This window comes from Streptomyces sp. NPDC049541, from assembly GCF_044465725.1.
In the GTDB taxonomy this organism is placed as follows: domain Bacteria; phylum Actinomycetota; class Actinomycetes; order Streptomycetales; family Streptomycetaceae; genus Streptomyces.
Map to the genome: position 1 here is coordinate 443,536 of NZ_JBITLY010000007.1, position 21,880 is coordinate 465,415.

At 71.3% G+C, this 21,880-nt stretch carries 17 protein-coding genes; 11 read left to right on the forward strand and 6 right to left on the reverse strand.

Translation table 11 applies throughout. The features are described 5' to 3' along the window. Positions 1 to 12: 12 nt before the first annotated feature. The 4 genes from ACIBW9_RS27605 to ACIBW9_RS27620 form a co-directional block, all read right to left on the reverse strand. Positions 13 to 936 carry a MurR/RpiR family transcriptional regulator gene (locus ACIBW9_RS27605; RefSeq protein WP_398959458.1) on the reverse strand — a complete coding sequence of 308 codons (924 nt, stop codon included), beginning with the start codon at positions 934 to 936 and terminating at the stop codon, positions 13 to 15. Positions 937 to 1,025: 89 nt separating this feature from the next. Beyond that, a complete protein-coding gene (locus ACIBW9_RS27610; RefSeq protein ID WP_398959460.1) occupies positions 1,026 to 2,759 on the reverse strand; it encodes an ArnT family glycosyltransferase in 1,734 nt (577 codons plus the stop codon). Between the two features lie 42 nt (positions 2,760 to 2,801). Beyond that, positions 2,802 to 4,730, reverse strand: coding sequence for a phosphatase PAP2 family protein (locus tag ACIBW9_RS27615; RefSeq protein WP_398959462.1), 1,929 nt, complete (start codon positions 4,728 to 4,730; stop codon positions 2,802 to 2,804). Between the two features lie 201 nt (positions 4,731 to 4,931). Next, positions 4,932 to 5,831 carry an N-acetylglucosamine kinase gene (locus ACIBW9_RS27620; RefSeq protein WP_398959464.1) on the reverse strand — a complete coding sequence of 300 codons (900 nt, stop codon included), beginning with the start codon at positions 5,829 to 5,831 and terminating at the stop codon, positions 4,932 to 4,934. Between the two features lie 328 nt (positions 5,832 to 6,159). On the opposite strand from ACIBW9_RS27620, the gene ACIBW9_RS27625 reads away from it, so the two are divergent. The 6 genes from ACIBW9_RS27625 to ACIBW9_RS27650 all read left to right on the forward strand — a co-directional run bounded on the left by ACIBW9_RS27625 (position 6,160) and on the right by ACIBW9_RS27650 (position 14,387). Then, a complete protein-coding gene (locus ACIBW9_RS27625; protein WP_398959466.1) occupies positions 6,160 to 7,293 on the forward strand; it encodes an ROK family transcriptional regulator in 1,134 nt (377 codons plus the stop codon). Positions 7,294 to 7,573: 280 nt separating this feature from the next. Continuing rightward, positions 7,574 to 8,905, forward strand: coding sequence for an ABC transporter substrate-binding protein (locus ACIBW9_RS27630; RefSeq protein WP_398959468.1), 1,332 nt, complete (start codon positions 7,574 to 7,576; stop codon positions 8,903 to 8,905). 116 nt (positions 8,906 to 9,021) lie between these two features. Then, the gene (locus tag ACIBW9_RS27635; protein ID WP_398959470.1) at positions 9,022 to 9,933 is read left to right on the forward strand and encodes a carbohydrate ABC transporter permease; all 912 of its coding nucleotides are present in this window, start codon (positions 9,022 to 9,024) and stop codon (positions 9,931 to 9,933) included. Next, on the forward strand, positions 9,930 to 10,832 hold the full coding sequence (locus ACIBW9_RS27640; RefSeq protein ID WP_398959472.1) for a carbohydrate ABC transporter permease: 903 nt from the start codon (positions 9,930 to 9,932) through the stop codon (positions 10,830 to 10,832). Before ACIBW9_RS27635 ends, ACIBW9_RS27640 begins: the two co-directional genes overlap by 4 nt. Before the next feature lie 2 nt (positions 10,833 to 10,834). Then, the gene (locus ACIBW9_RS27645) at positions 10,835 to 12,541 is read left to right on the forward strand and encodes a hypothetical protein (RefSeq protein ID WP_398959474.1); all 1,707 of its coding nucleotides are present in this window, start codon (positions 10,835 to 10,837) and stop codon (positions 12,539 to 12,541) included. A gap of 13 nt (positions 12,542 to 12,554) precedes the next feature. Then, positions 12,555 to 14,387 carry a hypothetical protein gene (locus ACIBW9_RS27650; RefSeq protein WP_398959476.1) on the forward strand — a complete coding sequence of 611 codons (1,833 nt, stop codon included), beginning with the start codon at positions 12,555 to 12,557 and terminating at the stop codon, positions 14,385 to 14,387. Here ACIBW9_RS27650 and ACIBW9_RS27655 read toward each other — a convergent pair. Further along, the gene (locus ACIBW9_RS27655) at positions 14,377 to 15,030 is read right to left on the reverse strand and encodes a nucleoside/nucleotide kinase family protein (RefSeq protein WP_398959478.1); all 654 of its coding nucleotides are present in this window, start codon (positions 15,028 to 15,030) and stop codon (positions 14,377 to 14,379) included. The genes ACIBW9_RS27650 and ACIBW9_RS27655 overlap by 11 nt on opposite strands. 101 nt (positions 15,031 to 15,131) lie before the next feature. Between ACIBW9_RS27655 and ACIBW9_RS27660 the strand changes: the two genes are divergently transcribed. The 5 genes from ACIBW9_RS27660 (at position 15,132) to ACIBW9_RS27680 (ending at position 20,900) form a co-directional block, all read left to right on the forward strand. After that, positions 15,132 to 15,527, forward strand: coding sequence for a YybH family protein (locus ACIBW9_RS27660; RefSeq protein WP_398959480.1), 396 nt, complete (start codon positions 15,132 to 15,134; stop codon positions 15,525 to 15,527). A gap of 54 nt (positions 15,528 to 15,581) precedes the next feature. Then, positions 15,582 to 16,322, forward strand: coding sequence for an HAD family hydrolase (locus ACIBW9_RS27665; protein WP_398959482.1), 741 nt, complete (start codon positions 15,582 to 15,584; stop codon positions 16,320 to 16,322). Further along, positions 16,319 to 18,655, forward strand: a complete 2,337-nt coding sequence (locus ACIBW9_RS27670; protein WP_398959483.1) for a glycoside hydrolase family 65 protein — start codon at positions 16,319 to 16,321, stop codon at positions 18,653 to 18,655. Before ACIBW9_RS27665 ends, ACIBW9_RS27670 begins: the two co-directional genes overlap by 4 nt. A gap of 140 nt (positions 18,656 to 18,795) precedes the next feature. After that, positions 18,796 to 19,650, forward strand: coding sequence for a proteasome subunit beta (gene prcB / locus ACIBW9_RS27675; protein ID WP_398959485.1), 855 nt, complete (start codon positions 18,796 to 18,798; stop codon positions 19,648 to 19,650). 86 nt (positions 19,651 to 19,736) lie between these two features. Next, positions 19,737 to 20,900 (forward strand): HoxN/HupN/NixA family nickel/cobalt transporter, encoded by a 1,164-nt coding sequence (locus ACIBW9_RS27680; RefSeq protein WP_398959487.1) that lies wholly within the window; start codon positions 19,737 to 19,739, stop codon positions 20,898 to 20,900. Between the two features lie 20 nt (positions 20,901 to 20,920). Here ACIBW9_RS27680 and ACIBW9_RS27685 read toward each other — a convergent pair whose 3' ends face one another. Further along, positions 20,921 to 21,880 (reverse strand): hypothetical protein, encoded by a 960-nt coding sequence (locus tag ACIBW9_RS27685; RefSeq protein WP_398959488.1) that lies wholly within the window; start codon positions 21,878 to 21,880, stop codon positions 20,921 to 20,923.

Genomic DNA, 21,880 nt, shown 5'->3' on the forward strand with positions numbered 1-21,880 from the left:
CGTAACGCCGGATCAGTCGCGCAGGAAGAACTGGTGCTGGTCGGAGATCTGCTCGTACTCCTCGAGCCGCGCCTGGGTGCGCTCGGGATCGGCGTCGGTCATGGCCTGCAGCAGCGCTGCGGCGATCACGCCGGGCGCCGCGTAGGAGTCGAAGACCAGGCGGGAGCCGGTGCCGGTGGCGAAGACGACGTCCGCCTCGTCGGCCACGAGCCCCAGCGCCAGGTCGGTGACCAGGGCGACCTTCAGCCCGGCGCTGCGCGCGACCCGCACGGCCGTGAGGGTCTCCTGGGCGTGCCGGGGCATCGAGAAGGCCAGCACCCAGGTGCCGCCCGCCTCACGCGACTGCAACAGCGCGTCGTAGGCGACACTGCCGCCCCGCGTCACCAGCCGCACGTCCGGGTGGATACGGCGTGCGGCGTAGGCGAAGTACTCGGCCAGCGAGACCGAGATGCGCAGCCCCAGGACGGTCAGGGGCGTGGACGCCGACAGTTTGCGGCCGAGCTCGATCAGCTGGTCGGGGTCGGCGAAGTCGCGCCGCAGGTTCTCGAGGTTCTCGATCTCGGCGTCGACCGCGGCCTGCAGCTCGTTGCTGCCGTTCTCCTCGGTCGCGGCGGGGCCGCCGGCGAGCGTGCCGAGAGCGATCGACTGGAGCTTCTCGCGCAGCGCGGGGTAGCCGCTGAAGCCGACCGCCGCGGCGAACCGCGTCACCGAGGGCTGGCTCACGCCGACGCGTTCGGCGAGGTCCGTGATCGACAGGAAGGCCGCCTCGGTGATGTGCTCGATGAGGTACTGCGCGATGCGCCGCTGGCCGGGAGAGAGCCGGGGCCGGTCGAAGAGGGTCCTGAGCTGGGAGGCCGGGGCCGCCTCGGCTTCCGGAGCCGTCTTGCCCGAGGTGATCGCGGACGCCTGTGCGCGTGCCTGCTGCGGCGATGACACCGGTGCGCCTCCTTTGTCTCCCACAGTGCTTCAACATAGCCCACACACCGTCGTGACCAGGGCTTGTACGGCGGCATCCGGCGCCGCCGTCACCGGCGGTAGATCGTGATCGAATGCCCGACGTCGTCGACCGGACGGCTGCTGTGGATCAACGCGGCCAGCCGGCCCCGCGCCTTGGCCGCCGCCGAGTCCGACACGACCAGCAGCCCGTGCACCTGACGCGGGGGCACCTGGCGCGGATCGGAGGCGTCGATGCCGTAGTACGAGGGCACTCCGCTGCCCTTGTACACGAGCCAGATCCGCTCGCCGCGGTACCGCTGGTGCAGCCGGTCGGCGAGCCGGCCCAGGTCCTGGCCCCAGTCCACGTTGGAGTCGTGCAGCCGCAGACGGGTCTTGGCAGGGCCGCCGAAGGCCTCGTTGGAGTACGGCAGGTAGTACGGATACGTCAGCAGCGAACTGACCGCGACGAACAGCACCAGCGCTCCCGTCACGAGCGGCGCCCACCGCCACCGGACGGCGAGCACACAGCCCGCGGCCACCGCCAGGAACATCGGCACGAAAATCGCGTACCGCGTCCCGAAGTCCCGCGACCCGGTCATGGCCGCGGCCAGCAGCACACCGGCGGGCACCAGCACGTACGGGGCCGCGGGCCGCAGCCGCCGCACCGCCACCAGCACCGCCGCCCCGGCCACCCACAGGGCGAGCATGCCGAGCGGCGTCTTCACCAGCAGCGCGGCCGGCAGGTAGTACCAGCGGGAGCCGGAGTACAGATGCCCGAACAGGAAGCCCTGCCACGGGTAGTCCTCGAGGCCGAACTGGATGCGCATCCCGTCGCGGTAGGACGCCGGCAACGGCAGCAGCCGCACGAGCAGCCCCTTCACTCCGTGCACCGCGGGCACGGGCTGCTCCGGCGTCCACCGCAGCCTCGGGTCGACCACCAGATACGACGCCCATACGACGGCGACCGCGGACACCGCCGCCACGCCGGCACCGAGAGCCGCCCTCTTGCGGCGGTTCTCGGCCCCCGCCCGCCACACCGACCAGGCGGCCAGCGCCAGCAGCACCGGAACCGCCGGGAGCACGCTCATCTTGGTCGCCAGCCCGGCCCCGAGCGCCACTCCGGCCAGTGGCACATACAGCCGGGGCCGCCGGCGTGCCCGCCACAGCAGCCAGGCCGACGTGAGCACGAACCCGGCCGCGGGCACGTCGAGCGTGGCCAGGGCGCCGTGTGCGATCACGTCGGGGGAGAAGGCGTACAGGGCGAGGGCCGTCAACCCGGCGGCGGCGCCCGCGAGTTCACGGGCGAAGGCGAACACGACGAGCCCGAACAGCAGCGTCAGCACGATCACCGGCAGGCGCGCCCAGAACATCAGCCGCCATGGATCGTTTCCCGACTCGTACAGCAGATGCCGCCCGAACTGCCCCTGATCACCTGTGTACGAGGTGTCGACGTGCGGAGCGGCGATCGCCACCCCGACCGCGACGACCAGTTTCCCGAGCGGCGGATGCTCCGGGTTGAGACGCACCCGGTGCTCGTGCAGATAGTCGGCGGCCGTGGCGACGTAGACGGGCTCGTCGATCGTCGGGGTCTGCTGCACGGCGGTGGTGACCATCGCCGCGGCCATCTGGGCCAGCAGCACGACCACGAGGAGCGGCAGCAGCCACCGCCTGCGCGCGCGGGGCGACCGCTCGGGGGCCGTCGCCGGCGGCGGGTGTTCCTCGTCGTCGTGTGTGCCCGGCTCGAGGACCGAGTGCTGTTCGTGCGCCATCATCCGCCCCGCGGTGACACGGACCGCGAGGGGGCGGGAGCGATCCGGGCCCATCCCATGGGCCCTACTGTCGCATCAGCTCCCGCCTCCCGGGCGTTACCGCTTCAGGAGTCGTACCGACAGACCTTCCGTCGTGTAGACGGGTACGGCCCGCAACCGGTCGGAGTTCAGCTCGATGCGGTCGAACTGGCCGCGCAGCCCCGCAGCGGACAGCACGCGCACCTTGCTGCCCGCGGCCGGCGGCTTGTCGGCGTCCAGGTGCAGCCTCAGGACGCTCCCCGTGCCCAGCACGGCCCGGCGGGTGACCTCGAGGGCGGGCCCGTGCCCCGAGCGCAGTGTCAGCTCCAGTGCGCCCGACTCCTGCGCGTAGACCCCGTGCACCCGGACGGACCGCTGCAGCCGCAGCGTGCCGCCCGAGACCCGGACCTCGCCGTGGCCCAGCGCGTGCGAGGAGGCGGCGACCAGCACGCCGTCCTTCACCACGGTGCCGCCGGTGTACTTGTTGTGGCCGGTCAGGGTGAGCGTCCCGCTGCCCCGCTTGGTCAGGCCGCCCTCGCCGCAGATGTCGTTGCGCCAGCTGTCGGCCGCGCCGAAGCCGCCCGTCGCCGCGTCGAGCGTGACGGTCACGTCGGATTCGAACGCGCCGTAACCGTCCGCCGCGGCGAACAGGTTCAGCCGTCCCCACTGCTCGAAGCCGTCCAGCAGCACATACCCGGAGGGCAGCGCGGTCGTGCGCAGCACCTCGCGCCGCTGCTCCGCGTCCAGGTACGGCAGCCGCGTCTCCAGCAGCACCTCCGCGCCCTTCGGCACGGTCAGCGGCTCGCTGCGGCCGTGGCGGGTCAGCACGTACGTCAGCCGGGGCCTGACCGCACGGGCGTTGGCGTCCCGGTCCGCGTACGGGTCGGTGGCGTCCGAGTGCGCGTATGCGTACAGGGTGTCGGCCGTGGTGCCGGTCTGGGCCTCGAAGTAGGCAAGGGCCTGGGCGCGGGCTGCGGCCTTGAGTGCGGCGTTCGCCGGGTCGGCCAGGGTGGCGGCGGCGAGGGCGGTGGCCATGATGCGGCCGCCGATCACGTCGACCGTGGAGTGCATGCCCGCCATGATCCGGGTGTGGCTGAGCTCGAGCGCTCGCGTCACCAGCTCCTGGAAACGCTCCGGAACGGCGTACGCGTAGGCCAGGCCCGCCAGGTGGAAGGCGTTGGTGTGGCCGCTGGGGAAGCCGCCGTCGTCGGTCGGGGAGGTGTTGCGCTGGCGAAGCAGCTGGGGGGCGACGACCACCTTCGAGTCGTAGACCGGGAAGCCGAGGGCGTCCGTCCTCCCCGTGTCGACGACCTCGCTGTCCTCGTTCATGCGCCACGGCCGCGGGTACTGGTAGGCGTACTTGGACGGGTTGCCCGAGGCCCAGTTGCCGCGCAACGTGTCGATCAGCTCGGCGACCTTGCCGAGCGCGGAGTCGTGCGAGCCGGCGCCGAGCGCGGAGCCGGCCGGGGCGTCCGCGGGCACGGCGTCGTCGATCTTGGTGGGCGGTGTGCCGTCGGGGGCGCTGGTGATCGACGTGACGGCCTTGGCGCCCGCCTTGTACAGGTCGGCCAGCGGTCCCAGGCCCGCGATCATCGCGTAGCTCTGGTGCTGGCGGTCGTAGACGAACGCCTCCTTGGCCTGCGCGTCCGTGCGTGCGGCCGTGATGCGGGCGCAGTAGCTCATGTTGGCGCGCAGTGTCTCGGGCCGCAGGGGCGTGCCGGTGTTCCAGGCGCTGCCGGTCTTCCATATCCGCGCGAACCCGCCGAGCACGCGCACGACCGCGTTCGTCTCGGGCGTGAGGTTCGTCGGGAGGTTGGTCCTGTAGTCGTCGACGAACGCCGCGGGCGCCGTGGCGGCCTTCGCGTCGGCGGCGCCCAGCCACGTCACGAAGGTGGGCGCGGCCAGCACACCGGCCGAGGCGCCCAGGGAGGTCTTGAGGAACCCTCGCCTGTCCACGGTGAGTCGTCCGGCCTTCGAGGAGGAGCGGTGCCCGGCAGGTGACGGCATGCGTGTGCCTCTCTTCAGTTCTGCGGCCCTGCGGCCGGGGGAGGAGATCGTGCGATCAGAGATGTCCCGCGGGACGCATGAGATGTGCGAATCCGGTGCGTCCCGTGAAGCTTTGAGCGAAGATCTACGGCCGGGTCCTGTCCCGACGGCGAGGGCCCGGCGGCCGTGACGTGTCGGGTGCGTGAACGCGGGCCGACCGGTTCACAGGATCGAACGGGCCAGTGCCACCGCACCCGCCACCGGCGGTGCGCGCAGCGGCTGCGGACGTGCTCCCGGCACGGACCTCGCGAGCGCTGTCGCGAACGCGCCGTACAGGGAGGCCTGGGCGAGCACCGTGCTGCCCGCGACCACCACGTCGTCCACCACGACCCCGCGCGCGGCGAGCCGCTCCACCAGCGCGGCCAGCGAACGGCCGGCCTCGGTGATCACCGCTCGGGCGAGCTGCGAGCCCGCCTCGGCGGCCGCGAACACGACCGGCGCGTGCCGGCCCCACTGGGCGGAGACGTCGGTGGCGCTCTCCAACGCGGCGCCGAGCGCCGGCACTTCGGAGACGTCGAAGGATGCGAGCAGGCCCCGGGCGAGTTCGTCGGGTTCCTCCCCGCGGTCGTGCGCCGCCCAGGCGGCCCGTGCGGCCTCGCGGACGAGACCGGCCGCGCCGCCCTCGTCGCCGAGGACCGCACCCCAGCCGCCGACCTGCACGGAGGTCCCGTCGGAGAGCCGGCCGACCGCGACGGAACCGGTGCCGGCGACCAGGCCGACGCCCTTGTCCAGTCCCGCGGCGGGTACGAGCAGCTCGGCGTCGCCCACGATCAGCGCGGGCGCGTCGACGTGCTGTTGCAGGGCGGTACGTATCCGGGCGCACTGGCGCGGAGTCTCACAGGCGTGGCCGCCCACGGCGACGGCCGCCGGGCGCGCGCCTGTGGGCAGCGCGTCGGCGGCCAGCGCGGCCAGCCAGTCGGCGGCGGCCACGGGGTCGTGCGGCCGCCAGCCGCTGCTCGTACGGACGTGGTCGGCGACCTGCTCGCTGCCGGCGTAGGCACGCAGCTGCGTCTTGGTGCCACCCACGTCGATGCCGACCACGAGGGGCGTGGAGTCCTGCACGGAACCTCTTTCGTCATTGCGCCGGCCAACGCGGTCCGGGAGCGCCCTGAAGGGGCGCAGGGGACTGCGCGACCAGCCACGACGGTGCCGCAGATGACCGACCGGTCCTTTGCGGCACACCCAGCGGACCGCTCGGTGGGCGAACCGTGCCTGAGAGTACGGGAGTTGGTGAACTAGGGAAGCCCCGGGACGGGCTTCTGGCGGACACGGCAGGCGAGTACCGTGAAGTTCGTTAGGAAGTTAACTAACGAAGTACAGTGCGTCAAGAGGCATCGCCCACTCGACCACTGAGCGGCCCGTGACCCGTGGGAGAACTGTGATACACGACGTGGCGGAAGCCCCCCGTCTGACCGAGAGCGCAAGCGCGGTATTTGCCGTGCTCGCCGAGGCGGGCAGCGCGACCCGGCCGCAGCTCGCAAGTCTTGCGGGCCTGTCCAAGCCCACCGTGTCCTCCGCCGTGGCGGAGCTGGAGAGCGCGCGGCTCGCCGCCCACTCGGGCACCGCCTCCGGCGGCACGGGCCGTTCCGCCGCCGTCTACGGCCTCGGACCCGCCGCCGGTGCCGTGCTCGCCGTGGACCTCGGTCCGGCCCTGACCCGGGTGCGCGGGTGCGCCCTGGACGGCACCCTGCTCGCCCAGGCCACCGGCACCCGTCAGGAGGCCGCCGACGTGGTGCGCGAGGCACTCGTCGCGCTGCCTGACGGCGCCCCGCTGCGCACCGTCGTCGTCGCCGTCGGCGACGTCACCGCCCGGGAGAAGGAGGGCGCCCGCATGCGCCCGGCCACGGCCAAGGCGGGCCCCGCCTTCGACGCCATGGCCGTCGCCCTGCCGCCGGGCGTTCCCGTCCACCTGGAGAACAACGTCAACTGCGCCGCGCTCGCCGAACTCCACGAGGGCGCCGCGCGCGGCCGGCACACCTTCGGCTATCTGCGGATCGGCGTCGGTATCGGCCTCGGCATCGTGGTCGGTGGCCAGGTGCTGCGCGGCGCCAACGGCGCCGCCGGTGAGCTGGCCCGGCTGCCCTACCCCTGGGACGACGGCCGTGAGCCGCGCCACGAGGCCCTGGAGGAGTACATCGGCGCCCGCTCGCTGCTGCGGCGGGCGGCCGAGGCCTGGCAGGACGAGGACGGGCCCTGCCCGCGCACCGCCGAGCAGCTCTTCGCCCTGGCGCAGGAGGGCAGGCCGGCGGCCCGTGAGGTGATCGGCCGCCATGCCACCGATGTCGGCCGGCTGGCCGCCGCCGTGACCGCCGTACTGGACCCGGGACTGATCGTCCTGGGCGGCAGCACCGGCGCGGACCCGCAGGTGCTGCCCGGTGTGCGGGCGGAACTCGCCCGGCTGAGCTGGCCCACCGAAGTCGTCAGCAGCACGGTCGGTGATCTGGGCACCGTCGTGGGCGCCGCCCGGCTCGCGGTTTCGCGAGGAGTCCAAACCGTGACCGAGGCCGCGGGGGCTAAGGATTGACGGCCTCCGACTCGACGTGCCAATGTCCGGACAAGCGCTTTCTAAGTCGGCCGGGACGCCGACTCCGGGTGAGCTTCCCGCCCGTACGCGAAGTACGGCAGTCGCACGAGGGCGTGCTCGTGCGACGACGGCCCTCACGGCCGGGGACTCCACCCGCTCCAGGCGACGCGGCCGGGCGAGGCCGTGCCCCGGAAGGCGAAATTCGAAATTTCCTGCAAAATGCACCCGTGCCGCCTCGGCTGGCGCCGTGCTCCGTCCAGTACGACGAAAAGGGAAGAAAATGACCAGTGTGGGTGTGCGGCGCTCCCGCCGACTCGGCCGCGGCGGCATACGCCGCGTGGTTCCCCTCGCTGCCGTGGCCACGGCAGGTGCTCTTCTGCTCACCGCCTGCGGCGGGTCGGGGTCCGGCTCCGGCGGGAACTCCAAGTCCCTGACGTTCTGGATCTCCACGGTTCCGGGGCAGGACGCGGGCTGGAAGAAGCTGGTGGCGCAGTACAAGAAGGAAGCCGGCGTCGACGTCAAGCTCGTCAACATCCCCTACGACGGCTACACGACGAAGCTGCACAACTCCGCGCAGGCGAATGCCCTGCCCGACGTGGCGGCCGTGCCGTCGCTGGACCCGATCTGGTCGAACAAGCTGATCGACCTGAGCTCCATCGCCGGCAACAAGAGCTACAACATCAACGCCAACTTCCTGGCGAAGGACTCCTCCGGCAAGGTGCTGGCCATCCCCTCGGACGTCACCGCGTCCGGTCTGTTCATCAACAAGACGCTGTTCAAGAAGGCCGGCGTCTCCTTCCCCACCTCGCCCTCGAAGACCTGGACCTGGACCGACTTCATCGCGGCCGCGAACAAGGTCCGTGAGAAGACCGGCGCCAAGTACTCCCTGACCTTCGACCAGTCGCCCTCGCGGCTGCGCGCCATGGTCTACGAGATGGGCGGCAAGTACGTCCACGCGGACTCCTCCGGCAAGTTCTCGGTGGACGCGGCGACCAAGAAGGCCGTGAACACCTTCGTCGGATGGAACGACGACAAGACCATGCCGAAGTCGGTGTGGACCAGCGGCGCCGACCCGTCCGCGATGTTCCAGAGCGGTGACGTGGTCGCCTACTGGTCCGGTGTGTGGCAGGTCGCCGCCTTCTCGGACAGCATCAAGAAGTTCGACTGGGCGAGCGTCCCGACCCCCGCCGAGCCCGTGCAGGCCAGTGACGTCAACGCCGGCGGCCTGATGGTGGGCTTCAACAACAACGGTGCCGCGGCCACCGCCGCGAAGAAGTTCATGACGTGGGTGTACGACCCGAAGCAGTACACCGAGCTGGTCGAGAGCTCCGGGTTCCTCCCCGTCGAGAGCGGTCTCACCCCGAACTACCCCTTCAAGTCCGAGGCGGCGCAGGCGGCGTTCAAGCTGTACAACGAGGAGATCCCGCTGTACGCCCCGATCTCCGGCTACTTCAACGGCGCGCAGACGGAGTGGGTGCTGAAGGGCAAGAGCCTCACCACCGACCCGACCAAGACGGAGCTCGGCAAGGCGATCAACGGCCAGCAGTCGGCCGACAAGGCCCTGGAGAACATCGTGGCCGGCTACAACCAGCAGGTCGGCGGCGGATCGTAGGTCACAGGGCCGGGGGCGGTGTCGCAGACGCCGCCCCCGGCCCTGAACGCCCACACGATGCCGGGCTCATCGCGTGAACCCACCGCAACCCAATCCACCAGCACGGAGTCAGGAAGATGACAAAACGCGCCTCGGCCGTGTCCGCGAGCCCGCCCAGGAGACGCAGTAAGTACACCCTTGCGCCCCTCGTCCTCATCGCGGCCAATGTCGTGCTGTTCGCGCTGTTCTTCGTCTGGCCGGCCGTGATCGGGCTCGTCTACTCCTTCACGAACTACACCGGTGTGGGCGCGTTCCAGTTCATCGGACTGGACAACTACCACAACCTGTTCGGGGACTCCACGTTCTACGACGCACTGAGCCGGACGCTCCTGTACACCGTGCTCTTCGTACCGCTGAACTTCGCGCTCTCACTGCTCGCCGCCAACCTGGTGGTGAACAAGCACGCCAAGGGCACCTCGGTCGCCCGCGTCATCTTCTTCATCCCGTGGCTGCTGTCGCCCATCGTCGTGGGTGTCCTGTGGCGCTGGCTGTTCGGCGAGAACTTCGGCCTGGTCAACTACGTCATCGAGAAGCTCGGCGGAAGTGCCGTCCCGTGGCAGTCGAACGCGGACCTGTCGCTGCTCGTCGTGGTGATGGCGGCGTCCTGGATGTGGACGGGCTTCACGATGCTGCTGTTCATCGCGGCGATCAAGAACGTGCCGGTGTCGTACTACGAGGCGGCATCGCTCGACGGCGCCGGACCATGGCGCCAGTTCTTCAGCATCACGCTGCCGAGCATCGCACCGACCTCCTTCATCGTCATCCTGCTCAACACGATCAACGCGATGAAGGAATACCCGGTGTTCGTCTCCCTCAACAACGGCGGACCCGGAACGTCGAACAACCTCCTTGTCCAGTACATCTACCAGACCGGCTTCCAACGGGGCCAGATCGGCTACGCGAGCGCCGCGTCGTTCGTGCTCATGCTCATCCTGATGGCCGTCGCGGTCGTGCAGCTGATCGTCAACCGGCGGGTGGAGAACCGATGACAACCACAGACATGCCCCGCAAGGTCGACGCCGGTCCCGGACGGACCGTTTCCAGGAAGCGGACCCGCGGCGCGGCGAGCGGCGGGATCCGGCAGGCGGTGTCCGCGACGACCCTGCTGTGGATTCTCGCGTGCCTCTACGGGCTGCCGGTGCTGTGGTTCATCCTCAGCTCCCTCAAGCCGGCCAGCGACCTGTTCTCCTATCCGCTGACGCTGATTCCGCACCACCCCACCCTGTCGGGCTACCTGACGGCCTGGCGCAGTGCCAACTTCTCCCAGTTCTTCATCAACACGACCATCGTGTGTGTGATCACGACGATCCTCACGGTGGGAGTGAGCTGCTGCACCGGGTACGCCCTGGCCAAGTACGACAACAGATGGCTGAAGGCGTTCTTCCTCTGCATCCTGGCCACCACGATGCTGCCGGGCGAGGTCATGCTGGCGCCGGAGTTCCTGGTGGTCCGCAACCTCGGCCTCTACAACTCGTTCGCCGGCATCATCTTCCCGGCCGTGCTCACCGCGACCGGATGCTTCATGTTCCGCCAGTTCTTCCTGACGGTCCCCGACGAACTCGTGGAGGCCGCCCGCATCGACGGTGCCCGCGAACTGTCGATCTTCCTGCGGATCATGGTGCCGCTCTCCCGGCCCATCATGCTGACCCTCGCCATCCTGTCCTTCCAGTGGCGGTGGAACGACTACATCTGGCCGCTGCTGATGCTCAACGACCCCAACAAGTTCACCGTGCAGATCGGCATCCAGAGCATCGTCGGCGCGCAGAACATCAACTGGTCGGTCCTGCTCGGCGCCTCGGTCATCTCCATGATCCCGCTGATCGTGATCTTCCTGGTCTTCCAGCGCTACGTCATGGGCGCCGACATCAACGCCGGACTGAAGGACTGACCTTGCCCACGCCGCTCGACCACGAGTTCGTCCGCGCGGTGGCGGTCGCCGCCGACGGGTCGGCCGCCCTGCTCGCGGCCGACCCGTCGGCGGAATTCATCGGGCCGCACCGCGCCCTGGCCCGGCGGGTGAAGACCCTGGTCGCGGCGTACCGCTCGCCGGAGTCGGCCCTGCACGGCAGCGAGCGGGCCGTCGACGCCGCGCTGACCCACCTGGGTGCCCTGCGGTCCCTGCAGACGGCTTCCGGCCTCTTCGCGGGCGGCGACAACGTGCAGTCGCCGCCGGACTCCGCGTTCACCGTCAACGACGTGTGCGACGCGCACGTCCTCGCCGCGGGCGCGGGACCGGAACTGGACGAAGTCACGGCGGCGCTCGCCGAGATCGCCGTCGCCGCCACCGGCCCTCTCCTGACCGGCGGGGTGCACACCCCGAACCACCGCTGGGAGCTGTCCGCGGCGCTGGCCCGGCTGCACCGGTCGTTCCCGGACGACCGGCTGCTCGCCCGTGTCGAGGAGTGGCTCGCCGAGGGCGTCGACATCGACGCGGACGGCCTGTACTCGGAACGCAGCGCCGTCTACGCGGCCATCGTCACCAACCCGTCGCTGCTGTTGCTGGCCGAGGTGCTCGGGCGCAGCGACCTGCTGGACGCCGTCGAACGCAACCTCGCCACGACCCTGGACCTGATCAGGCCGGACGGCACCGTGGAGACCGTCCACTCGCGCCGCCAGGACCAGAGGCAGTCGTTCGCGCTCTGGCCCTACCTGCCGCACTACCGGCTGCTCGCGGTCCGCACCGGCCGGGGCGACTTCGCCCGCGCGGCCCGCCTGGCGGCCGCCGACGGCATCAAGGACCCCGACCTGCTCGCCCAGACCCTCCTCACCCCGGATCTGTGCCGCGCCCTGCCGGTCCCGGACGCGGAGAAGCTCCCGCGCGACCGGTACCTCCCCACCGCACGCCTCGCCGTCCATGCCTCGGCCACCGCGCACACCGTGGTGTACGGCGGCTCCGACGTGCCCGAACACCGGCGCATCCGCTCGGGCCTCGCCTGCAACCCCACCTTCCTGCGCCTGTTCGCCGGTGCCGCCGTCCTCGACGCGGTCCGCCTCTCACGGGTGTTCTTCGACCTGGGCCCGTTCCGCGCCGCCGACATGGAACAGCTCGCCGACCACCGCTACCGGCTCACCCAGACCCTCACCACCGCCTACTACCAGCCGCTCCCGAAGGACCTCAGGCGCGACGACGGCGCCTACCGTCTGGTGGACGAGGGCCGCTTCTCCGCTGCGATGGCGTTCCCCGACCGCCCTCAGGACGAGGTCTCCCACACGACCCGGGTCGAGGTCGACCTGCGGGAGGACGGGGCCGACCTGCGGATCGACATCGGCGGCCCATCGGTGCCCTGGGCACTCGAACTGACCTTCCGGCCGGGCGGCGAGCCGCAGGGCGCCGTACCGCTCGGCGACGGACGCTGGTGCCTGACGACCGAGCCGTTGACCTACCGCGTCGGCGACGACGAGATCCGGGTCGAGGCCGCCGTCGAGACGGGCGAACCGCTCGCCGGACCGGACCGCAGCGACGTACTGCGCTACGACCCGGGGCAGGACTACACCGTGGTCGGCGGCACCGACGCGACGACCGGGAACCGCGTCTACCTCGGCGGACACGGACCGCAGACACTGACCCTCACAGTGCGCGCCACCTCTCAGGCATGAAGGGCTGATCTCCTTGCACCTCCCACGCCAGCTCGGGCCGCTGCACGACCTGCCGGACACCCCGGAGGCATACGACGCCGTCCTCGCCGACATCACCGAGCAGGCCCTCGCGCGCCTCACCCCCGAGGGCAACCTCGAACACCCCGACTGCCTCGACGACATCGGCGACACCTCCCTCGGCATCACCTCACTGCTCGCCTTCGCCTGGCAGCGCACCAAGGACGACCGACTGCCCGAGGCGGTCCGCCGCAGCCTCGCCTTCCATCTGCGCGAGCGGGTGTACACCGACGACAACCCCGGCTACCCGAACCTCAGGGTCCGCAACTCCAGCCTGCCGTACGCCCGTTACACCCTCGCGGCCGGTGTCCATCCCATCGGCGACTGGCCGAGCACGGTGTGGGCGCTGCTCCAGGCGGTGAACCTCCTCGACGCGGCCGACGGTCTCGTCGAGGAGGCGCAGCGCGCCGAACTCCTCGACATGGCCCGCGGATACTGGCGCTGGCTCACCGAGGCGACGTTCTTCAACCCGCAGGAGGCCGGTAACCAGGCCATCGGCTGTGTCGTCGGCGGCCTGATGCTCGCCCGCCATCTTCCGCCGGAGGAAGCCGAATCGGTCCGCGCCCGCGCGATCGAGCTGTACGTCGAGAAGATCCGCGACCACCGGATCGCCGACCGGGGCGCGCTGCTGCCGCCCGAGCACGGCGGGGCGTACGACAACAACTACGGCCCGATCTCCCTGTCCTTCCTCGCCCAGGCCCATCGTGTCAGCGGGGAGGAGATGTTCGCCGAGGACGGCGAGGCGCTCGCCCGCTACATCGACGCCCGCCTGACGAACGGCGGCTTCGACAACGGCGGCCCGCGCTACAGCGAGCAGCACTCCGCCTTCGAATCGGTCCTCGGCCTGCGCTACTTCAGCCGCCGTATCGGCTCCGACCTGGGCCGCTACCGGGGCGACAGCCGCTGGGCGCGGCACGCGGCGGGGCCCGACGGCGGCGTCGACGGGCACTTCGCCTGGATGCTCGTCTGGCAGATCCAGGACCCCACCCGCTGGCACCGCACGCCCTCGGCCGAGCCCGTGCGCCACCAACTGCGGGCGGGCACCGTCTCGGTGGCCTTCGACGACCGTATGACCCCGTCGGTCGTCGAGGCGGGCGGCACCTACTACCTGCCGGCGGCCGTGAACCGCCAGCACGGCTTCGGCCCGGTGCTGGACGGATTCGTGTTCTGCCGTCCCATGGGCGAGGTCCGGGTCAAAGACCTGCGCACCGACGCTCTGGCGGCGAAGCTGGTCACCAAGCCGGTGGTCGGCCGCGACCACGTCCTGCGGCACGTGCGGTCCCTGTACGTCACCGACGGCACGAGCCTGTGGACGACGGTCGCCGTGGAACGCCTGCCCGAAGAGCCGTATCTGCTCGCCGGACTGCCCTACGCGGCCGACGACGGCGACCGGGTGCGCCGGACGGCCGAGGGCGCGGTGGCGTCGGCGGGTACCCTCCGTCTGACGCATCCGGAGGCGCAGGCCCCGGAGCACTTCGACGCCCGCGCGGAACTCACCCAGGAGCAGGCGGCGTTCGCGCTCGCCGCCGACCCGCGCGGCTACGGCAACCCCGACGAGGGCTGGCGCCACCTGGTGAGCTCCACCGCCCTGGAGGCGGGCCCGATCCCGGGCGCACCGGACGACCTGCATGTGTTCGCCGTACGATACGGCTCCGCCGCGCCGCTCACCGTGTCCGTCGAGCGGGACGGGGACGGGCTGCGCATTGCAACCTCCGGATTCACCGCGGTGATCGGCGCAGACGACGAGCGGGGGGAGCCGCAGCTGACGCTGCGCGCCGTCAGCTCTTGAGGGCGAGGTCGCCCACCGGCACCACCAGGTCCGCCCGGTCGCGGGTCGCGGCGACCAGCTCCGCATTGCGCTGGTCGCTGCGCAGCACCCACTCCACCGCTTCCTCGTGTCCCTTGCCGAACTCCTCGTGCCGGGCGATCAGCCGCCGCAGGCGCTCCGCTTCGTCGAGTTCGCAGAACCACACCTCGTCGAGCCGGCCGCGCACGCGGGGCCAGGCCCCCGTGTCCAGCAGCAGGTAGTTGCCCTCGGTCACCACCAGCCGGGCCGTCGGCGGCACCGCGACGGCGCCCGCAAGGGGCTGCTCCAGCACCCGCTCGAACCCCGGCGCGTACACCACCTCGCCTTCCTCGCTCTCGCGCAGGCGGCCCAGCAGCGCCGCGTACCCGGCCGCGTCGAAAGTGTCGGGCGCCCCCTTGCGGTCCCGTCGGCCCAGCCGCTCCAGCTCGATGTCGGCGAGGTGGAAACCGTCCATGGGGACGTGCGCGACCCAGGGCTCCCCGGTGCCGTTCAGCTCCCGCACGAGGTTCTCGGCGAGCGTCGTCTTGCCGGCGCCGGGGCTGCCGGTGATGCCCAGGACCGCCCGCCGCCCGGGGCGGGCGAGGGCGCGGGCACGGGTGAGGAGGTCGTCGAAAGTCAGCGGCACACAGCCGAGTGTGTCACCCGTCCGGCGGCGATGATTTCCGGCCGGGCGGGGAGTCGTACTCCTACAGGCCGACACAGGTCCGTACGGGAAGGGAGCGTGCCGTGCCCGACGACGCGGCGCAGATCCGCGCACTGATCACGAAGTGGGCCGAGGCCGTTCACCGGGGCGACCTCGAGGGCGTCCTCGCGCACCACACCGAGGACATCGTGATGTACGACGTCCCGCCGCCGCACGAGGGCCTGCACGGCCTCGCCGCCTACCGCGCGGCCTGGCCGCCGTTCTTCGAGTGGCAGGCGCAGGGTGCCCGCTTCGACATCGAGTCCCTCGACGTCACGGCCGGCACCGACGTCGCCTACGCGCACGCACTGCTGCGCTGCGGCACACCCGAGGAGCTGGCCGAACGCCCTACCGTCCGGCTGCGGTTGACGCTCGGTCTGCGCAAGGAGCACGGACGCTGGCTGGTCGCACACGAGCACCACTCGTTCCCGCACGACTGAACGGTGTGGCGTGCGCCACAAGCTGGATGCCCCCGAAAGGGGAACCGGACCCGTATGACGCAGCTCGGTCTCCCCGAAGACATCCAGGCCTGCCTCTTCGACCTCGACGGGGTCGTGACCCGGACGGCCGTCGTGCACGCCGCCGCCTGGAAGGAGACCTTCGACGCGTTCCTGCGCGAGCGGGACGGCGAGCGGTTCCGGCCCTTCGACGCCACTGCCGACTACGACGAGTACGTCGACGGACGCCCCCGCGCCGACGGCGTGCGCACCTTTCTCGCCTCCCGGGGCATCGAACTGCCCGAGGGTTCCCCGGACGACCCGCCCGACAAGGCGACCGTCCACGGGCTCGGCAACCGCAAGAACGTCCTGCTCCTGGAGAGGATCCGCACCCAGGGCGTCGAGGCCTACGAGGGCACCCTGCGCTACATCGAGGCCGTACGGGCCCAGGGTCTGCGCACCGCGATCGTCTCCTCCAGCGCCAACACCCGTGACGTGCTGCGCTCGATCCACGCCGAGGACCTCTTCGAGGTCCGCATCGACGGTGTCGTGGCGGCCGAGCGCAAACTGCCCGGCAAACCAAACCCCGACACCTTCCTCGAGGCCGCCCGGGACCTCGGGATCGAGCCGTCGCGAGCGGCCGTCTTCGAGGACGCCCTCGCCGGCATGGACGCCGGCCGCTCCGGCCGCTTCGGATACGTCGTCGGTGTCGACCGCGTGGGACAGACCGACGCGCTGTACGCACACGGCGCGGACGTGGTCGTGCAGGACCTCGCCGAGCTGGGAGGCCGGGCGTGATCACCCACCGGTCGTACACCGTCGAACCGTGGGCCGTGCGCGAGACGGAGCTCAACCTCGACGTCCTGGCGCAGAGCGAGTCGGTCTTCGCGCTGTCCAACGGCCACGTCGGCTGGCGCGGCAACCTCGACGAGGGGGAACCGCACGGCCTGCCCGGCTCCTACCTCGGCGGCGTCCACGAACTGCACCCGCTGCCCTACGCGGAGGCCGGCTACGGCTACCCGGAGTCCGGACAGACCGTCATCAACGTCACCAACGGCAAGGTCCTGCGCCTGCTGGTCGACGACGAGCCCTTCGACCTGCGCTACGGCCGCCTCGTCTCCCACGAGCGCACCCTCGACCTGCGCAGGGGAGTGCTGGAGCGGGTCTGCGAGTGGGTCTCGCCGGCCGGTACCACGATCCGCGTCCGCTCGACCCGGCTCGTCTCGCTCTCCCAGCGGGCGATCGCCGCCGTCGCCTACGAGGTGGAGGCCGTCGGCACGCGCACGCGTGTGGTCGTCCAGTCGGAGCTCGTCGCCAACGAGCAGCTGCCCGAGCGCAAGGGCGACCCACGGGCGGCCATGGCCCTGCAGTCGCCCCTGGAGGCGGAGGAGGCCTTCGCCGAGGGATCCCGGCTGCGCCTCGTGCACCGCACCCGGCGCACCGGCCAGCGCGTCGCCGTGGGCGCCGACCACGTCGTGGCCGGCCCGGACGCGACCACCACCGGCAGCGAGAGCAACGAGGACGTCGCCCGCCTCACCGTCACCTCCGTCCTCGAACCGGGCGAGCGGCTGCGCGTGGAGAAGCTCGTCGCGCACGGCTGGTCCGCCACCCGCTCCAAACCGGCGATGAGCGACCAGGTCGATGCGGCCCTCGCGGCCGCCGCGGTCGGTGGCTGGGCGGGCCTCGCGGAGGAACAGCGCGCGTATCTCGACGACTTCTGGGCGCGCGCCGACGTCGAGGTCGACGGCGACGAGGAGATCCAGCAGGCCGTCCGCTTCGCCCTCTTCCACGTCCTGCAGGCCGGCGCCCGCGCCGAACAGCGCGCGATCCCCGCCAAGGGCCTGACCGGCTCCGGCTACGACGGCCACGCCTTCTGGGACACCGAGGCCTTCGTGCTCCCTCTGCTCACCTACACCGCGCCCGAGGCCGTGGCCGAGGCGCTGCGCTGGCGGCACAGCACCCTGCCCGCCGCCCGGGAACGCGCGGCCCAGCTCGGTCTGAACGGCGCCGCGTTCCCCTGGCGCACCATCGAGGGCTCGGAGGGCTCGGCGTACTGGCCGGCCGGCACCGCCGCCTTCCATGTGAACGCCGCCGTCGCCGACGCCGTCGTGCGGTACACGGCGGCGAGCGGGGACGAGCAGTTCGAGCGGGACGCCGGGATCGAGCTGCTGGTGGAGACGGCCCGGCTGTGGCGCTCGCTGGGCCATCACGACCACGAGGGCGCCTTCCACATCGACGGCGTCACCGGGCCCGACGAGTACAGTGCGGTCGCCGACGACAACACGTACACCAACCTCATGGCGCGCGCGAACCTGCTGGCGGCCGCGGACGCCTGCAAGCGGTACCCGGAGCGGGCAGCGCGGCTGGGTGTCGACGACGAGGAGAGCGCGGCCTGGCGGGACGCCGCCGAGGCCATGCACATCCCGTACAACCACGAACTCGGCGTGCACGAGCAGCACGCCGGCTTCACCCGCTACCAGCGCTGGGACTTCGACCGCACCCGCCCGGACCAGTACCCGCTGATGCTGCACTTCCCCTATTTCGACCTCTACCGCAAACAGGTCGTCAAACAGGCCGACCTGGTGCTCGCGATGTACACCTGCGGCAGCCACTTCGACGACGAGCACATAGCCCGCAACTTCGCCTACTACGAGCCCCTCACCGTCCGGGACTCCTCGCTGTCGGCGAGCGTCCAGGCCGTGATCGCCGCCCAGGCCGGCCATCTGGACCTCGCCTACGCCTACACGGCCGAGTCGGCGCTGATGGATCTGGCGGACCTGCAGCACAACACGCGCGACGGCTTGCACATCGCGTCCCTCGCGGGCACCTGGACGGCCCTGGTGGCCGGTTTCGGGGGACTGCGCCGTGACGGCGACACGCTGCGCTTCGCCCCGCGGCTGCCCGAGCGGTTCAGCCGGCTGGCCTTCTCCCTGCAGCTCCTCGGCCGCCGCCTGCGCGTGGAGGTCGGCCCCGACAAGGCCACGTACACCCTGCTGTCCGGCCCGCCCCTGACCATCCGCCACCACGAAACCCCCGTGACCCTGGACGACGACGGCCCCGTCGTCCGCGCAACCCCCCGACTGCCGTCCCGACCGGCCCCACAGCAGCCGTTGCACCGCAGCCCGTGCTAGGGACCGACGGCGCGTGCGCGGGGCTCGCCGATGCGAGGCCCCGGCGGCCCCGGCGGTCCGAGCGGGAGCGGGACGGGCGTTTCCCGGGGCGCCGGTTCAGGTAGGAGTCGGATGTCCGGCCGACGAGAAGGGGGAGTGGCATGACAGTGAGCGACACCGGCGGCCAGTTGGGGGAGGAGTTCTTCACTCCGGGAAGCGCGTCCTTCACCGAGTTCCTGGCCGCCCACCGCCCCGAACTGCTGCCCACCCGGCCCCCCTTCCCGGACGGTGTCCGCGCCGAACCCGGCAGGTTCCCGCACGGCACCACCGTGCTGGCGCTCGCCTACCGCGACGGTGTGCTGATCGCCGGCGACCGCCGCGCCACGATGGGCAACCTCATCGCCCAGCGCGACCTGGAGAAGGTGCACCCCGCGGACGACTACACCGCCGTGGCCTTCGCCGGCTCCGTCGGACTCGCCCTGGACATGGTGAAGCTGTACCAGGTCGAGCTGACGCACTTCGAGAAGATCGAGGGCATCCCGATGACCCTCAACGGCAAGGCGAGGCGGCTGGCCGGGATGATCCGGCAGAACCTCGGCCAGGCCATGCAGGGCCTCGCCGTCGTACCGCTCCTTACCGGCTACGACGAGGCGGCCCCGGACGGCGAGAAGGGCCGCATCTTCAGCTTCGACGTCGCCGGCGGCCTGTACGAGAAGACGGACTTCCACGCCGAGGGCTCCGGATCGCCGTACGCCCGGGGCGCGCTCAAGAAGCTGTTCCACAAGGGCATGGACCGGCGGGAAGCGGCCCTGGCCGCCCTGCAGGCCCTCTACGACGCGGCCGACGACGACTCCGCGACCGGCGGCCCGGACATCAACCGCCGTATCTTCCCCATCGTTTCGGTGATCACCGAGGAGGGCTTCGAGCGGCTGTCGGAGCCCGAGACGGAGGCGCTGAGCCGCGAGATGGTCGAGCAGCGCCGCGGCCGGCCGGACGGGCCGACCGCCGCTCCCTGAGCGGCGGTCCGCCTTTCCTCCTCCATGGCGAAGAGCTGTCCCGCCCTTTACTGCACATGAGTTGCAAGTGCGTGATGATGGCGCATGTGACCGCTGCTCCAGACACCGCACCACCGCTCGCCCCGGACACCGCCGAAGGCTCCGCCTGGCACCGTGTCCGCACCTCGATGACACGGGAGGAGTGGACCAGGATCGGCGGGATGGCCGCCTTCGTCCTCGCCCTGCACCTCGTCGGCTGGTTCACGCTCGTCGGGATCGTCGCCCCCGAGCACTACAGCGTCGGCACGCAGTCCTTCGGTGTCGGCATCGGCGTCACCGCCTACACGCTCGGCATGCGGCACGCCTTCGACGCGGACCACATCGCCGCGATCGACAACACCACCCGCAAGCTGATGGGCGAGGGCCAGCGGCCCCTGTCGGTCGGCTTCTGGTTCTCGCTGGGGCACTCCAGCGTCGTCTTCGCCCTGGCGCTGCTGCTCTCCTTCGGCGTCAAGGCCGTGGCCGGACCGGTCCGCGACGGCGACTCCCGGCTGCACGACATCACCGGCCTCATCGGCACGACCGTCTCGGGGACTTTCCTCTACCTCATCGCGATCATCAACCTGGTGATCATGGCGGGGATCTGGAAGGTGTTCCGGCGGATGCGCTCCGGCGACTTCGACGAGGCGGCCCTGGAGGAGCAGCTGGCCAACCGGGGCTTCATGAACCGCCTGCTGGGCCGCGTGATGAAGTCGGTCACCAAGCCCTGGCACATGTATCCGCTCGGCCTGCTCTTCGGTCTCGGCTTCGACACCGCCACCGAGATCGCCCTGCTCGTGCTGGCCGGCTCCGGCGCCGCCTCGGGACTTCCCTGGTACGCGATCCTGTGCCTGCCCGTGCTGTTCGCCGCGGGCATGTCGCTCCTCGACACCATCGACGGCTCGTTCATGAACTTCGCCTACGACTGGGCCTTCTCCAAGCCGGTCCGCAAGGTCTACTACAACCTCACCGTCACCGGCCTCTCGGTCGCCGTCGCCCTGCTCATCGGCACCGTCGAACTCCTCGGCCTGCTGGCCCGGAAGCTCCCTCTGCACGGCGCGTTCTGGGACTGGATCGCCGGCCTCGACCTCAACACCGTGGGCTTCGCCATCGTCGGCCTGTTCCTCGCCACCTGGATCGCGGCCCTGCTGGTGTGGAAGCTGGGCCGCATCGAGGAGAAGTGGACGGCGGGCCTGTCCCGACCCACGGAGCAGCCCGCGGACCAGGCCTAGCCCCGCCGCCCGATCAGGCCTCAGCCCCGCAGCTTCAGCTCCTTGCGCCACCTCACGAACTGCTGGTCCGGATCTCCCGTGTACGACCAGGGGGTTCGTGTGGCCCGGCGGCCCAGCATCCGCATCAGGGTGGCGGCGACGTCCGGGACGTCGGCATTGCAGGCGGCGTGGGCCAGGTAGTTGAGGTCGCGCAGTTCGCCGGGGGCGATCCCGTTGTCCGGGCGGCCCATGATCCACCGCTGCCAGGTGCGGCGCACGTCGCTGACCGCGCCGTCGTGGTTCCAGTGCTGCCCGAGGCCCACCGCGGACTGGCTGCCCTGCGCCGCAGCGAGGGCGTAGCGGTACTCCTCCACGCGCGCGTACTGCACCAGAACCGGCAGTGCGCAGCCCGTGGGTGCCACTCCGGCCGCGTCACGGGCGAAGTCGTACATGAGGCCGTGGCTGCCGTGCCAGCGCGCCGAGTAGTAGTGCAGGACCTGCAGATGGCCCTCCACGCTGTACGGGTCGCGCTGGTGCAACTCGTCCCACCAGCGCGACAGTTCCTGCCGGCGCACCCCCGAGGAGTACAGCCGGGCCACCGAGATCAGGGAGATCCACGGCGTCGGGTCGTCCAGGTACGCCTCCGCGGCCTGCAGACACGCCGTCACCGCGGTGTCGATGCGGTGCGGGTCGATCGGCACGCCCCGGCCGGCGGCGATCGCCATGTTGAACGCGCGGGCCGTCTCCGTCGCCGCCCGCAGCACCAGCGCGTCGCCGCTGTGGGGCTCGGCCGCGAGCCAGGACTCCACGGTCGAACTGCCCGCGCAGGCCTGCGCGAGCAGTCGGATGCGGTGTCCGCGCGCGAGCCAGTCCGGGCCGGTGTTCCGCAGCAGGTCCCTGAGGCCCTGCCAGCGGCCGATGACGATGTCGTGACGTGCGTTGGTCAGGGGCGCGTCCCCGCAGTCGGGGTCGTAGTCGGGAACGAATCGGTCTCTCGCCAT

What these genes read in the sequence shown, in the direction of transcription:
- ACIBW9_RS27610 (WP_398959460.1), bottom strand. Translation starts at nt 2,759, where the DNA reads ATGGGCCCGGATCGCTCCCGCCCCCTCGCGGTCCGTGTCACCGCGGGG.
- ACIBW9_RS27615 (WP_398959462.1), bottom strand. Translation starts at nt 4,730, where the DNA reads ATGCCGTCACCTGCCGGGCACCGCTCCTCCTCGAAGGCCGGACGACTC.
- ACIBW9_RS27630 (WP_398959468.1), top strand. Translation starts at nt 7,574, where the DNA reads ATGACCAGTGTGGGTGTGCGGCGCTCCCGCCGACTCGGCCGCGGCGGC.
- ACIBW9_RS27635 (WP_398959470.1), top strand. Translation starts at nt 9,022, where the DNA reads ATGACAAAACGCGCCTCGGCCGTGTCCGCGAGCCCGCCCAGGAGACGC.
- ACIBW9_RS27640 (WP_398959472.1), top strand. Translation starts at nt 9,930, where the DNA reads ATGACAACCACAGACATGCCCCGCAAGGTCGACGCCGGTCCCGGACGG.
- ACIBW9_RS27665 (WP_398959482.1), top strand. Translation starts at nt 15,582, where the DNA reads ATGACGCAGCTCGGTCTCCCCGAAGACATCCAGGCCTGCCTCTTCGAC.
- prcB (WP_398959485.1), top strand. Translation starts at nt 18,796, where the DNA reads ATGACAGTGAGCGACACCGGCGGCCAGTTGGGGGAGGAGTTCTTCACT.
- ACIBW9_RS27685 (WP_398959488.1), bottom strand. Translation starts at nt 21,880, where the DNA reads ATGGCGAGAGACCGATTCGTTCCCGACTACGACCCCGACTGCGGGGAC.